This window comes from Streptomyces sp. NPDC047880 (assembly GCF_040706515.1).
Classification (GTDB): domain Bacteria; phylum Actinomycetota; class Actinomycetes; order Streptomycetales; family Streptomycetaceae; genus Streptomyces.
Genome location: NZ_JBEZOK010000009.1, coordinates 58,493 through 72,503, shown reverse-complemented (window position 1 = coordinate 72,503; position 14,011 = coordinate 58,493). Strand labels below are relative to the sequence as shown.

At 71.9% G+C, this 14,011-nt stretch carries 15 protein-coding genes and 1 pseudogene; 6 read left to right on the top strand and 10 right to left on the bottom strand.

Going from position 1 to position 14,011, the window contains the following annotated elements; all coding sequences use genetic code 11:
* Window positions 1-120: 120 nt before the first annotated feature.
* Window positions 121-1,344 carry a 4-hydroxybenzoate 3-monooxygenase gene (locus tag AB0937_RS16210; RefSeq protein ID WP_366712291.1) on the top strand — a complete coding sequence of 408 codons (1,224 nt, stop codon included), beginning with the start codon at window positions 121-123 and terminating at the stop codon, window positions 1,342-1,344.
* A 1-nt stretch (window position 1,345) separates the two neighbouring features.
* On the opposite strand, the gene AB0937_RS16205 is transcribed toward AB0937_RS16210, so the two are convergent.
* The gene (locus AB0937_RS16205; protein WP_366712289.1) at window positions 1,346-1,705 is read right to left on the bottom strand and encodes a metalloregulator ArsR/SmtB family transcription factor; all 360 of its coding nucleotides are present in this window, start codon (window positions 1,703-1,705) and stop codon (window positions 1,346-1,348) included.
* Window positions 1,706-1,768: 63 nt separating this feature from the next.
* On the opposite strand from AB0937_RS16205, the gene AB0937_RS16200 reads away from it, so the two are divergent.
* Window positions 1,769-2,827, top strand: a complete 1,059-nt coding sequence (locus tag AB0937_RS16200) for a cation diffusion facilitator family transporter (RefSeq protein ID WP_366712287.1) — start codon at window positions 1,769-1,771, stop codon at window positions 2,825-2,827.
* A gap of 60 nt (window positions 2,828-2,887) precedes the next feature.
* Here the strand turns inward: AB0937_RS16200 and AB0937_RS16195 are convergent, their stop codons facing one another.
* Both AB0937_RS16195 and AB0937_RS16190 read right to left on the bottom strand, forming a co-directional pair.
* Window positions 2,888-3,445, bottom strand: coding sequence for a YbaK/EbsC family protein (locus AB0937_RS16195; RefSeq protein WP_366712285.1), 558 nt, complete (start codon window positions 3,443-3,445; stop codon window positions 2,888-2,890).
* Between the two features lie 43 nt (window positions 3,446-3,488).
* A complete protein-coding gene (locus tag AB0937_RS16190; RefSeq protein ID WP_104781916.1) occupies window positions 3,489-4,061 on the bottom strand; it encodes an XRE family transcriptional regulator in 573 nt (190 codons plus the stop codon).
* 97 nt (window positions 4,062-4,158) lie between these two features.
* Here AB0937_RS16190 and AB0937_RS16185 point away from each other — a divergent pair, with 97 nt between their 5' ends.
* Window positions 4,159-5,016: a DMT family transporter gene (locus AB0937_RS16185; RefSeq protein ID WP_366712283.1), complete on the top strand. Its 858-nt coding sequence runs from the start codon at window positions 4,159-4,161 to the stop codon at window positions 5,014-5,016.
* A gap of 10 nt (window positions 5,017-5,026) precedes the next feature.
* On the opposite strand, the gene AB0937_RS16180 is transcribed toward AB0937_RS16185, so the two are convergent.
* On the bottom strand, window positions 5,027-5,824 hold the full coding sequence (locus AB0937_RS16180; RefSeq protein WP_366712282.1) for an acyltransferase: 798 nt from the start codon (window positions 5,822-5,824) through the stop codon (window positions 5,027-5,029).
* A gap of 112 nt (window positions 5,825-5,936) precedes the next feature.
* Here AB0937_RS16180 and AB0937_RS16175 point away from each other — a divergent pair, with 112 nt between their 5' ends.
* Complete coding sequence (locus tag AB0937_RS16175; RefSeq protein WP_366712540.1) at window positions 5,937-6,464, top strand: gamma carbonic anhydrase family protein; 528 nt, start codon at window positions 5,937-5,939, stop codon at window positions 6,462-6,464.
* A 12-nt stretch (window positions 6,465-6,476) separates the two neighbouring features.
* Here AB0937_RS16175 and AB0937_RS16170 read toward each other — a convergent pair whose 3' ends face one another.
* Entirely contained in the window at window positions 6,477-7,118 is a 642-nt protein-coding gene (locus AB0937_RS16170) for a DedA family protein (protein ID WP_366712281.1), read from the bottom strand.
* 192 nt (window positions 7,119-7,310) lie between these two features.
* Here AB0937_RS16170 and AB0937_RS16165 point away from each other — a divergent pair.
* Window positions 7,311-7,680 (top strand): annotated as a pseudogene (locus AB0937_RS16165) (sugar phosphate nucleotidyltransferase); the annotation flags it as partial.
* Between the two features lie 127 nt (window positions 7,681-7,807).
* Here the strand turns inward: AB0937_RS16165 and AB0937_RS16160 are convergent.
* The gene (locus AB0937_RS16160; RefSeq protein WP_366712538.1) at window positions 7,808-8,245 is read right to left on the bottom strand and encodes a DUF4442 domain-containing protein; all 438 of its coding nucleotides are present in this window, start codon (window positions 8,243-8,245) and stop codon (window positions 7,808-7,810) included.
* A 177-nt stretch (window positions 8,246-8,422) separates the two neighbouring features.
* Between AB0937_RS16160 and AB0937_RS16155 the strand changes: the two genes are divergently transcribed.
* A complete protein-coding gene (locus AB0937_RS16155; protein ID WP_366712280.1) occupies window positions 8,423-9,436 on the top strand; it encodes a hypothetical protein in 1,014 nt (337 codons plus the stop codon).
* A gap of 68 nt (window positions 9,437-9,504) precedes the next feature.
* On the opposite strand, the gene AB0937_RS16150 is transcribed toward AB0937_RS16155, so the two are convergent.
* From AB0937_RS16150 to AB0937_RS16135, 4 genes are all read right to left on the bottom strand, one after another.
* Window positions 9,505-9,837 (bottom strand): hypothetical protein, encoded by a 333-nt coding sequence (locus AB0937_RS16150; protein ID WP_366712279.1) that lies wholly within the window; start codon window positions 9,835-9,837, stop codon window positions 9,505-9,507.
* Between the two features lie 120 nt (window positions 9,838-9,957).
* Window positions 9,958-12,663, bottom strand: coding sequence for an FxSxx-COOH system tetratricopeptide repeat protein (gene fxsT, locus AB0937_RS16145; protein ID WP_366712278.1), 2,706 nt, complete (start codon window positions 12,661-12,663; stop codon window positions 9,958-9,960).
* Window positions 12,660-12,962, bottom strand: coding sequence for a hypothetical protein (locus tag AB0937_RS16140; protein ID WP_366712277.1), 303 nt, complete (start codon window positions 12,960-12,962; stop codon window positions 12,660-12,662). Before AB0937_RS16140 ends, fxsT begins: the two co-directional genes overlap by 4 nt.
* Window positions 12,963-13,109: 147 nt before the next feature.
* A complete protein-coding gene (locus AB0937_RS16135; RefSeq protein WP_366712276.1) occupies window positions 13,110-13,955 on the bottom strand; it encodes a fused MFS/spermidine synthase in 846 nt (281 codons plus the stop codon).
* Window positions 13,956-14,011: the final 56 nt, after the last annotated feature.

Here is a 14,011-nt window from a genome sequence, read left to right as displayed (position 1 = left end):
TGCTCACTGAACTCTCGGAGTTCGTTCGGCGTCCCTGTCCGGGGAGATCGAGCGGAGCATCGAGGAGGCGGCCGTCACGGAGGTGCCGGGTCCACTGAGACCGGCCTCCATAATGGGCGCATGCCCCACGCCTCTCCGTCCCTCGACTCCGGCGCCCCGCATGGTTTCCCGGTCGTCGTCGTGGGCGCCGGTCCGGCCGGTCTGACCGTCGGCAACATCCTGCGGGCCGCGTCCGTGGACTGCCTGGTGCTGGAGACGGAGACCCGCGAGTTCATCGAACAGCGGCCCCGCGCCGGGGTCGTCGAGGAATGGGCCGTGCGGGGCCTGGAGAAGCGGGGCCTCGCCCGGAACCTCCTGGATCGCGCGGAACTGCACACCGCGTGCGAGTTCCGCTTCGACGGGGAGCGCTACCGGTTCCCCTACGGAAAACTGACGGGCAGTCACCACTTCGTCTATCCGCAGCCGTTGCTGGTGACGGACCTGGTGCGCGAGTACGCCGAAGTCCGCGGCGGCGAGATCCGCTTCGGCGTCCGGGACGTGGAGCTGCACGACATCGACAGCGACCGGCCCTCGGTGTCGTACACCTGCTCCGAGACGGGTGAACGCCGGTTCGTGCACTGCGACTTCATTGCCGGGTGCGACGGTCCACGCGGAGCGACGCGGGCCGCGCTCCCTCCCGAGCGGGTGCGGATCGCGCGGCACGACTACGGGATCGGCTGGCTGGCCCTGCTCGCCGAGGCGCCGCCGTCCTGCGACTGCGTACTGTTCGGCTGCCACGCGCGCGGGTTCGCCGGCCAGATGCCCCGCAGCCCGGAGGTGACCCGCTACTACCTCCAGTGCCCGCCGGGCGACGACCCGGACAACTGGCCGCACGAACGCGTCTGGTCGGAGCTCCGGCAGCGGCTGGGGGCGGCCGGCGCGCCCCCGCTGACCGAGGGGCGGCTGATCGAGAAGCGCGTGCTCGACCTGCACGACCACGTGGTCGAGCCGATGGTGCACGGCCGGCTCCATCTCGCCGGAGACGCGGCCCATCTGGTCGCCCCCATCGCGGCGAAGGGCATGAATCTCGCCCTGCACGACGCCTTCCTGCTCGGGGACGCCCTGGTGGCCCGGCTGACCACCGGTGACGACAGCGGCCTCGGCGGCTACGCGGAGGCATGTCTGCGACGCGTGTGGGACTACCAGGAGTTCTCGCAGTGGCTGTCCGAGGTGTACCACGGTACGGCGGCGGGCGACCCGTTCCGTGCGGGCACGGCGCTCGCCCGGATGCGCCGCCTGTTCACCTCGCCCGCCGCGGCCGCCGCCTTCGCCGAGCAGTACCTCGGGACCGCGGCGCGCTACTGACTCAGTCGTGCGGCGGGCGGTCGCTGAGCCGATGGTCGGCCACGTTCAGCGCCTCGTCGACCAGGCGGCGCAGATGGCCGTCGCGCAGTGAGTAGATCACCCGGCGGCCCTCCTTGCGCGTGTCCACCAGGCCCGCGAGGCGCAGTCGCGCCAGGTGCTGGCTGACGGCCGGCCGGGCCGCCCCGCACACCTCCGTGAGGGTCGTGACGTCGGCCTCTCCCCGGGTCAGCGCGTGCAGCAGGGCGAGCCGGGTGCGGTCCCCCAGCAGGGCCAGCAGTTCGGCGGCGAGCGCGAACTGCTCCTCGCCGGGACTGCGCGGATGCGCATCATGCGCAGATGACAGGTGCATGCGTGCGCTCATACGCACATAATGGCGCCACGGCACGGGTACGTCCACTCCCGCGCGCACCGGAAGGGGATCCACGTGAGCGAACGGCACGAGCACACCCACTCCCACCAGCTCGGCCACGGGCACGGGCATGACCACGGACACCGCCACGGACTGCTTCACCGGGTGGGTCACCTCCTCACGCCGCACTCCCACGAGTCGGCCGACAAGGTCGACTCCGCCCTGGAGTCCTCGGCCCGCGGGATGCGGGCACTGTGGGTCTCGCTCGCCGTGCTCGGCGCGACGGCACTGGCCCAAGCGGTCGTCGTGGCCGTGTCGGGATCGGTGGCGCTGCTCGGGGACACGGTGCACAACGCCGCCGACGCGCTGACCGCCGTCCCGCTCGGCATCGCCTTCGTGCTGGGCCGGCGCGCGGCCACGCGCCGCTTCACCTACGGCTACGGCCGGGCCGAGGACCTGGCCGGTCTCGTGATCGTGCTGACCATCGCCGCGTCCGCCGCCTTCGCGGGCTGGACGGCTGTGGACCGGCTGCTGGATCCGCGCCCGGTGCAGCACGTCCCGGCGGTCGCCGTGGCCGCGCTCGTCGGCTTCGCCGGCAACGAGTGGGTGGCCCGTTACCGCATCCGCGTCGGCCGCTCGATCGGCTCGGCCGCGCTGGTCGCCGACGGTCTGCACGCCCGGACCGACGGTTTCACCTCACTGGCGGTGCTCCTGGGCGCCGGCGGCTCGGCCCTGGGGTGGGAACTGGCGGACCCGATCGTCGGACTGGCGATCACGGCAGCCATCGCCCTGGTGCTGCGGGACGCGGCCCGGGAGGTGTTCCGCCGGGTGATGGACGCCGTCGATCCCGCCCTGGTGGACCGGGCCGAGCGAGCCCTGACCGAGGTGCCCGGGGTGCGCGGGGTGGGTGAACTGCGGCTGCGCTGGATCGGCCACCGGCTGCGCGCCGAGGTGGCGGTCGTGGTGGACGGCGACGTGTCGGTACGCGAGGCCCATCGCATCGGCGTGGACGCCGAGCACGCGCTGCTGCACGCGGTACCGCGCCTGACCGCGGCCCTGGTGCACGCGGACCCGGAGCCGGTCCCGGGCGAGAGCGACCCGCATCTGCCGCTGGCCCACCACGTGGCGGCGTGAGCCGGGAAACCCCGCAACGGCCGCCGGATCCACCCCCGGCCGGCTCATCGCGGCGTCACGTCAGGAGACCCCGAGCCCCTCCAGCACCACGGCCCCGGGCAGTTCCGCGAACGCTTTGCCCGGGACCAGCAGCTTGCCGCGCCGCCGGCCGCTGCCGACCAGCACGTACGGCAGGTCGACGACGGCCGCGTCCACCAGCAGCGGCCAGCCGTCCGGCAGCCCGAGCGGGGTGATGCCGCCGTACTCCATGCCGGTCTCGCCGGTCGCCGTGTCCATGGAGGCGAAGGAGGCCTTGCGGGCGCCCAGCCTGCGGCGTACGGCACCGTTCACGTCGACCCGGGTGGTGGACAGCACGACGCATGCGGCGAGCGTGGAGTCGCCGCCCCGCTTGCCGGAGACCACCACGCAGTTCGCCGACCGCTCCAGCAGATCCTGCCCGTAATGCTCCACGAAGGTGGCGGTGTCGGCCCACTCCGGGTCGGTGTCGACGTAGACGATCTGCTCGGCCGGGACGCTGCCACGCCAGTGGCGTACGGCGTCGGCGACCGGGGCGGTCAGTTCGTCGAGGCAGGCGGGGGCCGGGCGGGCGTCGTCGAAGTGTCCGATGGGTGCGCGCATGGCCGCACGCTAACAACAGCGGGCCGGTGCGGAAACGGGCGTCTCAGGTCACGGGCGGCACCGAGACGGCCATGACCATCTCCATGGGCGCGTCGCCGGTGTTGCCGTAGGTGTGCGGGACGTTCGCCTCGAAGTGGACGCTGGCGCCCGCGGGCACGCGGTGCTCGACGCCGTCGACCGTGAGGGTCAGTTCGCCCGCCGTGACGTGGAGCAGTTCGGTCGTGCCGGCGGGGTGCGGGTCCGACGGGCTGCTCTCGCCGGGCATGAGCCGCCAGTCCCACATCTCCAGCGGGCCGGGCGCCTCGGTGCCCGCGAGGAGCCGGTTGTAGCTGCCGGCGTCGGTGTGCCACAGCCGTACGGCCTGCTCGGCCGGGACGATGCGGACGTTCGGGCCCTGCTCGTAGTCGAGCAGGGTGGTGATGCTGACGCCGAGCGCGTCGCCGATCTTCACGACGGTACCGAGGCTGGGGTTGGTGCGGGCCTGCTCGATCTGGATGAGCATGCCGCGGCTGACACCCGCCCGGGCGGCGAGCACGTCCAGGGTGAAGCCGCGTACCGCGCGCCAGTGCTTGACGCTCCGCGCCAGGGACTGGGTCAGCAGGTCGAGGTCCGACACATTCCGTCCAATATTCTATATGACACAGTGCAGCAGGCTGCACTATGGTGTGGTTCACCTGATCGTTCACTGAACTGTACTGCGAGGTATCCGTCCCATGACAGCGCTCTTCGCCCTGGCCACCAGCCTGCTGTGGGGACTGGCCGACTTCGGCGGCGGTCTGCTGACCCGGCGAATCCCCGCGCTCACGGTGGTCGTGGTCTCGCAGTCGATCGCGGTGGCGGTGCTCGGCGCGGTCGTGGTGGCGACCGGCGGCTGGAGCGAGGCGGGACCGCAGCTGTGGTTCGCCGTGGCGGCCGGACTGGTCGGACCGGTGGCGATGCTCGCCTTCTACAAGGCGCTCGCGCTCGGCCCGATGGGCGTGGTCTCGCCGCTGGGGTCGATCGGCGTGGCCGTGCCGGTCGGAGTGGGCCTGGTGCTGGGAGAGCGTCCCGGCCTGCTGCAGTTCCTCGGCATTCTCGTGGCGGTCGCCGGGGTGTGCCTCGCCGGAGGCCCCCAGTTCCGCGGCGCCCCCGTCCAGCGCCAGGCCATCGCCCTGACCCTGCTCGCGGCGTTCGGCTTCGGCGCGGTGATGGCGCTGATCGCCGAGGCGTCGACGACGCTGACCGGTCTGTTCCTCGCCCTGTTCGTCCAGCGGGTCACGAACGTCGCCGCGGGCGGACTGGCCCTCTACGTCTCGGTGCGGCGCGGATCGCCCGCGCTCCCGGCGGACGGCTTCCCCTGGCGCGCCCTGCCCGCTCTCGCCTTCGTCGGACTCGCGGACGTCGCCGCGAACGGCACCTACTCGATCGCCGCGCAGCACGGTCCGGTGACGGTGGCCGCCGTGCTGGCCTCCCTGTACCCGGTGGTGACGGCCATGGCCGCGCGGGGTGTCCTCCGGGAACGGCTGCGGGCGATTCAGGCCGCCGGAGCGGGGCTCGCCCTGGTGGGGACGGTACTGCTGGCGTCGGGCTGAACCGGACCGTTCAGGAACCCGGCTCCAGCTTCGCGAGATCGGCCGCCGTCTCCTCGTCCAGCTCGGCCAGCCGGGCCGCCGTCTCCTCGTCCAGGTCCGACAGCGCCCGGAGCTGCTCGGGGGTGACGCCCTCCGGTATGGGCACCGGTGCCGGTGTGCGCAGCGGTGGCTGCCAGCCGTCGGCCGGGGTCCAGCGTCGTACGACGCGGGCGGGGGCGCCCGCCACCACGGCGTGGTCGGGGACCGTGCCCCGGACGACCGCGCCCGCGGCCACCACCACGTTCCGTCCGATCCGCGCGCCCGGCAGGATGACCGCTCCGGTGCCGATCCAGCAGCCGGGGCCTATCTCGACCGGCTCCATCCGGGGCCACTGCCTGCCGATCGGCTCGTGCGGATCGTCGTAGGAGTGGTTCGTGGACGTGACGTAGACGTACGGACCGAAGTAGCAGTCGCTGCCGATCGTCACCGTCGTGTCCGCGATGACGTGGCTGCCGCGGCCCAGGACGACCCCGTCACCGATGCGCAGGATCGGGTCCGGGCCGAGATCGAGGTCGGGCATCAGACCCGCGGTGAGGGTGACCTGCTCGCCGATGATGCAGTGGGAGCCCACCTGGATCCAGGGTTCGCCGAAGACCGTGCCGAGCGGGAAGGCCAGTCTGGTACCTGTTCCCATGGCGCCGAAGCGGTAGCGGCCGGGGTGCTCGGCGGTGACCGAGCCCGTGCGCTGCACCCAGGCCCAGCCCGCGTGGACGGCCCGCTGGGTGAGGCTCCGCCGCCAGGATGAGAACGTGTTCTTGCGCTTCGGCACGAGCTCACGGTACTCAGCGGTAGCCCCGGCCGCGGCGTCGGAGGCCTGTGATCTTCACCCCACCGTGTGGCGTACGGTGTGCGCGTTGTCTACGACGTTCCTGGAGGCGGACATGGCGCAGCGGGCGATGATCACGGGGATCGGCGGCAGGGAGCCGGAGATCGACGAGTCGGCGTTCGTGGCGCCGACGGCGTCGGTGATCGGGAGCGTGACGCTGGGCCCGGGAGCGAGCGTCTGGTACGGGGCCGTGGTGCGCGGCGACGTCGAGACGATCTCCGTCGGGGCGAGCAGCAACGTCCAGGACAACTGCACCCTCCACGCCGACCCGGGCTTTCCCGTGAGCGTCGGTGCGCGGGTGAGCATCGGGCACAACGCGGTGGTGCACGGGGCGACGGTCGAGGACGACTGTCTGATCGGCATGGGGGCGACGGTCCTGAACGGCGCCGTGATCGGGGCCGGTTCGCTCGTCGCGGCGCAGGCGCTCGTGCCGCAGGGGATGGTGGTGCCACCCGGGTCACTGGTGGCGGGGGTTCCCGCGAAGGTCCGGCGGGAGCTGTCGGAGGAGGAGCGGCAGGGCGTCACCCTCAACGGCACGATGTACGCCGAGTTGGCGAAGGCGCATCGGGAGGTGCACGCGTAGCCGGAGGGAGCCCTACTCCGCGGCGGCCACGGGCTGGGCCTGCTGGGTCTCCTGGGCCTTCTTCGCCTTGCGCTTGATCACCAGCATGGAGGTCAGGCCCACCAGGACCGCAGCCACCAGGCCCAGCCACGAGAAACGCTTCAGCCAGGACTCCGCGACGATGCCGACGTAGTAGATGACCGCGGTCGTGCCGCCCGCCCAGACGATGCCGCCGAGGACGTTGGCGATGAGGAACTTCCAGTACGGCATGCGCAGCACACCGGCGAGCGGGCCCGCGAAGATCCGGAGCAGGGCGACGAACCGGCCGAAGAAGACGGCCCACATGCCCCACTTCTCGAAGGAGCGCTCGGCGGTGGCGATGTGGCCCTCGCTGAAGTGCCTGGGGAACTTGTTGCCCAGCCAGGCCAGCAGAGGCCGGCCGCCCTTGCGGCCGATCGCGTAGCCGATCGAGTCGCCGATGATCGCGCCGGCCGTGGCGCTGGCGCCGAGGACGACGGGATCGATCTCGCCGTGCTGGGAGGCGAGCAGCGCCGAGGACACCAGGATGATCTCGCCCGGCAGCGGGATGCCCAGGCTTTCCAGGCCGATGACCAGCCCGACCAGCGCGTATACGGCGACCGCGGGTACGGTTTCGAGCCACTCCTGGACGTGCAACGCCGGTTCCTTTCCCTGAGCTTCCCTGCGACCCAGGGAAGCCTACCGGCTTCTAGGACGTCCCCCGGGGCTCAGGCGTTCCAGCTCCACTCGGCGACCTCGGGCAGGTCGGTGCCGTGCCGGCGGATCCAGGCGTGGTGGCGGGTGCGGGCGTCGGCTATTCGCTGGCGTACGGCCGTGGCGCGCACGCGGGAGCAGATCCACCGGTACGGCTGCGCCGCCGTCGAGCCGACCGGAGAGCAGGATCTCGTGCGCGTCACGGGCCTGGTCGAGAAGCCGGCCCGGCGGCACGCGCCCAGCCGCTGTGCGGTCATCGGCCGTTACGTCCTGGACCCGGCCGTCTTCCCCGTCCTGGAACGCACCGGGCCGGGGCGGCGAGGTCCAGCTGACCGACTGGCTTCAGGAGTTGGCGGTGGGCGGCACGGTGCACGGAGTGGTCTTCAAGGGCCTGCGCCACGACACCGGCGACAAGGCCGACCATCTGCGCACGGTGGTCAGGATGGCCTGCGAACGGCCCGATCTGGGTCCGGAGTTCATGACGTGGCTCCGGGCCTTCGTCGCCGAGTCGGACGCCACACTTCCGGGGCACCGGGACGCGGCCGCCCGACCTGCGAAAGCCTCACCGGACCCCGGCCACCCGACCTGCGAAGACCCCGGCACCCGGCCGGGGTCCGCACACGGCCTCCCGGTCAGCCGTTGGGCCGGAGGGTCCAGATGACGGTCATCTCACCGGTGACGGCACCGTCGGCCCGCCGGATGGCGATGGTCACCGGAAACTCGGGGCGCTCCCCGGCGTCCAGCTGCGCGACGACCTCGGAGGCCGGGCGGCCCAGCGTCGCCGTGGCGGTGACGGCGCCCATCGCCAGCTTCTTGTAGGAGATCTCGGCGCTGACGGCGAGCGGTACCGCCCGCGAGAGCTGATCCCCGAACGCGGCCAGCACGATCGCCCCGCTCGCTGACTCGCCGAGCGTGAACATCGCGCCGGCGTGCGGACCGCCCACGTGGTTGTGGTACTCGCCCTGGTCCGGCAGCGACACCACCGCCCGCTCCGGCGAGGTCTCCAGGAACTCGAGGTTCAGGGTCCGGGCCATGGGCACCGTGGCGGCGAGCATCTCGCCGATGGACATCTGGTCTGCACTCATGCCCGAATGTTACTCACGAGTAGAGACGCCTGACCAGGCCGGTGTGACGACCGCCGCACCGATCCGCGTACACGGTCCGCACCGTGCCGTCTCCGGGTTGCTACGCCTCCGTCCACGGGCGGTGACCGAATCGTGTCCGGGGCGCGGCTAGGGTGACTGCCCATGTGGCCAGGACAGCAGCAGCCCGGGGGCGAGCAGAACCCGCAGGCGAACAACCCGTACCAGCAGCCGGGGTACCAGCAGCCGAATCCGTACCAGCAGCCGGGATACCAGCAGCAGCCCAACCCCTATGCACAGCAGCCGCAGTGGGGTGCCCCCGCGCCGGCCGGCGCGCCGCAGCCCCCGCAGGGCGGTGGCGGCGGCAACCGGACCAAGCTGGTCGCGATCGTCGCCGCCACGGCGGTGGTCGTTGCGGCCGGTGTCACCGGCTTCCTGGTGCTCGCCGGCGACAAGGACGACACGGCCGACGGCGGCAAGGACGGCAAGAACGGCAAGACGGCGTCGAGCCCGCCGGCCGAGGCCCCGAGCGCCCCCGCCACCGGCGACAACCCCCGCGGCGGCGAGGAGGCCCAGCCCACGGTGAAGGGCTGGAAGGTCGTCATCAACCCCAAGTGGGGCACGGCCTTCGACGTCCCCGCCGACTGGGAAGTGGCCTCCCCGACCTCGTCCGTCTTCTTCGAGGACGAGAAGTCCGACGACGGCAAGCCGCTGATCACCATGTCGGCACCGGCGTTCTACAAGTCGGAGTGGTGCACGAGCGACGAAGACAAGGACGGCAGGACGGAGACCGAGTCCCTGGCCGGGGCGGGCACCAAGGGAGCCGACGGCGCCAAGGACACGGACGAGGTCGCGGTCAACCAGGTGGCCTGGTGGGTGTACGGCGGTTACACACAGCCGGACAAGAAGAGCGTCAAGACCGACGACAAGGCCAAGCCCTACACCACCGCCTCGGGCGTGAAGGGCAGCGTCGCCTGGGCGCACTCGGAGAACACGCCCGACAAGGGCAAGTGCGCGAGCGACGGCAAGGCGGTCACGTTCGGCTTCAAGAACTCCGCCGGTGACTTCGTAGCGTGGAGCTTCTTCGGTGCCAAGGGCGTCAAGGGCGAGGTGCCGGAGAAGACCATCATGAAGATCCTCAGCACGGTCCGCCTGCACGGCGAGCCGACCGGCGGCTGACCCGGCAAGGGAACGGGCCCGCCCCTGCGACAGGGGCGGGCCCGGCTCACCGGAGCATCGAAACGGGGTCAGCCCCGCAGGTACCCGCGGTACACCCAGCGCCCGCTGATGGAGTCTTCGTCCACGCGGCAGCTGCCGATGCAGACCCAGGGGTTGCCCGAAGAGTTGGTGCAGTCCCAGTAGGCGTGCACGCTGTTGTTCTTGTACACGTAGTCGACCACCCTGGCGTTCGCCGAGAAGCGGGAGTGGACCGCGGCCTTCTCCTTGACGACCACGTAGTCGTGGGACGTCGGCTGGCACTTGAAGGCACCCGCGGCCGAGGCGGGCCCCGCGCCCATGACGGGCAGCGCGGCACCGATGAGCGCCGCCGTGGCCAGAAGCGTCGCAGAACGCTTGCGCATGTGTTGTCCTTCCCCGATTTTCAAGGTCAATCAAGATCAACTTAGCGGCGTGCCGTGATGCCGCGCAACTGGTCCGGCAGCAGCGGCCGTTGGCGGCCGCGGCCATCGCAGGGGCCTCGGCTACTGGGGCGGCTGGGGCGCTTCGCGGGCGCCGGGTGCCGCGTTCTCCAGGCGTTGACGAATGGCAGCGAGATTGCTGCGGCAGGTGACGGTGGCGAAGTGGTCGGCGCCGAGCGCGGCCTCCTTGATCTGCAGCGCGCGCTCGGCCATGGGTTCGGCCTCGCTGTGACGACCCAGCTCGCTGAGGATGAAGCCGAGGTTGTTGAGACGGGTGGCCGTGTCGGGGTGGTCGGGGCCGAGCGCGGCCTCCGTGATCCGCAGCGCCCTTTCCTTCAACGGCAGGGCCTCGTCATGACGCCCCAGCGCACTGAGGGTCGTCGCCAGGTTGTCGAGGCATATGGCGGTGTCCGGATGATCGGCACCGAGCGCGGCCTCGTTGGTCCGCAGCGCCCTTTCCTTCAACGGCAGAGCCTCGTCATGACGCCCCAGCGCACTGTATGTCGTGGCCAGGTTGTTCAGGCGGGTGGCGGTGGAAGGATGCTCGGGGCCGAGCGCGGTCTCGGTGATCTCCAACGCCCGCTGGGCCAGGGGGAGCGCCTCGTCGTGACGCCCCACGTCGCTGAAGGTGGTGGCCAGGCCGCTCAGACGTGCGGCGGTGTCGGGATGCTCGGGGCCGAACGCGCTCTCGGTGATCTGCAACGCCCTTTCCTTCAACGGCAGGGCTTCGTCATGACGCCCCAGCGCGCTGAGGGTGGTGGCCAGGTTGTTCAGGCGGGTCGCCGTGTCCGGGTGGTCGGGACCGAGCGCGGCCTCGGTGATGCGCAACGCCTGCTGGACCAGGGGCAGGGCCTCGGCGTGGCGCCCCAGGTCACCGAAGGTCGTCGACAGGTTGCTCAGGCGGGTCGCCGTGTCCGGGTGGTCGGGGCCCAGCGCCGCCGTGGTGATGCGCAACGCCTGCTGGACCAGGGGAAGGGCCTCGGCGTGACGCCCCAGGGCGCCCAGCACGAAGGCCAGGTTGTTCAGGCAGGTGGCGGTGTCCCGGTGGTCCCGGCCGAGCGCGTCCTCACTGATCTGCAGCGACCGCCGGGCCAGAGGCAGGGCTTCGGCGTGGCGGCCCAGGTCGCTGAAGGTGGTCGCCAGGTTGTTCAGGCGTGTGGCGGTGTCCGGATGGTGGGGGCCGCGCGCGGCTTCGGTGATCCGCAGCGCCCGTTCCTTGAGCGACAGAGCCTCGGCGTGACGTCCCAGGTCGCCGAGGCTCCCGGCCAGGTTGTCCAGGCGCAGGGCGGTGTCCGGGTGGTCGGGGCCGAGCGCGCTCTCGGTGATCCGCAGGGCCCGCTCCTCCAGCGGCGCCGCCTGGTCCGCCTGGCCACGGGCCGACAGGTAGAACCCGGCTTGGCCCAGCAGCGTCGCGAGTTGTGAACTGAACCCCGGCGCGTACGCGTGCGCGCCCACCGCTCGTACGTGGGGCAACAGCGCCTGCCATTCCGGCCAGTACTGGACGTCGTCCGGTCTGCTGGAGGGCAGGGCTGCGTGCAGCAGTCCGAGAGCGGTCTCGCTCGGGTGCGGTGCGGGGGCGGGTGTGGCTCGCCGCAGGAGACGCCGGAACAGCCCCGGGCGTGGTGCCGCGACGGGCTCGGGAGTGCTGAGGCGGAGCACGGCCTGTACGAGACGGTGCACGGTGACCGTGCTGTCGGTGAGCGTGATCATGCTGTAGGCGGCCAGTACGCCCAGGGCATGGTCGACCGCCTGCGGAGTGTGCAGAGCCGGGGCCAGCACCCTGCGGGGCAGGGGTTCGGGCGCGCAGTAGGCCAGGACGGTCAGGAGCCGCACGGCGTGGGGGTCGGCGGTGTGCAGGGTGCTGAGGGTGACGCTCCACAGCTGGGCGATGGTGCGTTGCTGTGGGTCCCCGGGAGGTGCGGCGGCGAGGACGCCGGCGGGATCGGCGTGCAGTTGCGCGAGGTAGCTGCCGGCGCCGGTGCGCGTCTGCGCGAGGTAGGCGCCGGCCTGCTGCAGGGCGAGGGGCAGGTGTCCGAGTTCGCGGGCCAGTTCGGCCAGTGATGCGGCGTCCGCGTCACTGTCGTAGCCGGTGATCTCCTGGAGGACGGCGAGTGAGGCCTCAGGGGCGAGGGTCTCCAGACGCAAGGGCGTTCCGAGGTCCTGCCAGGGCAGGTCCCGGCGTGCGGTGACCAGTACCTGACCTGTGCTCAGACGGCCGAGGTAGGGGCGCACATCGGAGATCTCCTCCGCGTTGTCGAAGACCAACAGCCAGCCCGTACGGCCTTGGAGCCACGTCACGGCCCACGCTGCGGCCTCGTCCAGCGGCAACGCGGCATGTGCCGGGTTCAGAGCCGTGGCCAGAGCGGCCAGTCCAGCCGTGACGGCGGCGGATGAGGACGCCTCGATCCACCACACCGGCCCGTGCCCGGCCGCCAGGTAGGCGTGGGCGTGGTGCAGGACCAGGGTGGTCTTCCCGATGCCGCCCATGCCGCGCACGCTCTGTGCCACGATCCCCGTCCCCGTCGACGGAAGATCCCGCAGAAAGGCGAGGGCGTCCTCGCGCCCTTTGAAGACCCGGCTGTCCGTCGCCGGCAGATTGTTCAGCCGGGCGATTTCCTCGTCGTGGAGGGCTGCTTGCAGTGCCCCCGGAGGCACGACCAGTGTCCGCTGTTCGATGTGCGTCCGGTCCCCGGTGGCGATCACCCCGGAACTGTGGCCCGCCGCGGCGGAACGGCCCCCGGGCACGGGTGGCGTCTGCGCGTCTGTCATCGCTGGACGGTGCCGTTGTCTCCCGTGATGATGATTCCGGAGTTGTCCTGTGTCACCACCGCCCGGTCTCCCGTCGCCGACGGACCGCCCGCGGCCGGTGCCGCGGACGGCGTGGACGCTCCGGCCCACGACGACGCCCACGCACCCAGAACCCCGGCGATCACCGCACCGGCTCCGGCGCCCGTCCCGATCCGCGTTGCCTGGTCCCACGGCAGCAGCAGATTCCCCAGCAGCACACACAGCCCGAACACGGCCAACGACACCACGATGACCAGCAACCAGCGCCCGTTACGGCTCACCTGACGCCCCCTCATACGCGATCAGGTCACCATCTTCCCACCATGGCACCACGAACGACACGCTTCTGCCGAAGTGAAGGTCAGGCCTGTGCGTGGGGGTGCACCGCCGGACCGCGCCGGTCGCCCGGTGGCGGCACCGAGCCCGTGTCAGCCGATGCCGAACGCCCCGTCGGGCGGCTCGGGTGACGGCACGGCGTCCTCGTCCCGCACCGCCCGGGCGTCGCCGATGAACTCCCGCAGGGCGGAGCCGTGTTCGACCCGGGCGGGGAAGGCGTCCGCGGCGGTGAGGCGGGTCAGGGCGGCGACGTCGACCTGCTGGTGCCCGGCCACGAGCACCGCGTTCCCGAACCGCCGCCCCCGCAGCACCCCCGGCTCGGCGATGAGCGCGAGTTCCCCGAAGGCGCCGGCCAGCGTGGCGAGTTGCGACCGCAGGAACGCGAAGGGCGCGGCGTCGGGGAGGTTGGCGAGGTAGACCCCGCTCCCCCGCAGCACCCGCGCGACCTCACGGACGTACGCGACGGACGTGAGGTGGGCCGGCACCCGCGACCCGCTGAAGACGTCCGCGAGGAGAACGTCCGCCGAGTCCGCGGGGGCCTTCTCCAGCCAGGCCCGGGCGTCCGCCGTGTGCAGGGCGACGGTCGCGCCCTCCGGCAGCGGCAGATGTTCCGCCACCAGCTCCAGCAGCCCCCGGTCGGCCTCGACGACGTCCTGCCGCGAGCCCGGCCGGGTCACGGCCACGTACCGCGGCAGCGTGAGCGCACCGCCTCCGAGATGCACCACGTCCAACGCCCGCCCCGGCTCGGCCACGACATCCAGCACGTGCCCGAGCCGCCGGGTGTACTCGAACTCCAGGTGCGCCGGGTCGTCCAAGTCGACGTACGACTGCGGTGCCCCGTCGACGGTCAGCAGCCAGGCGCGTTCCCGGTCGATGTCGGGCATGAGCTTGGCGGTGCCGTGATCGGTGGTCCGGGTCACGGGGATGGGATCCTTCACTCCTCCATTGTGCAGGGGGGGACGATCGCCCTTCGGGGGCGCGGGGAACCGCGCGA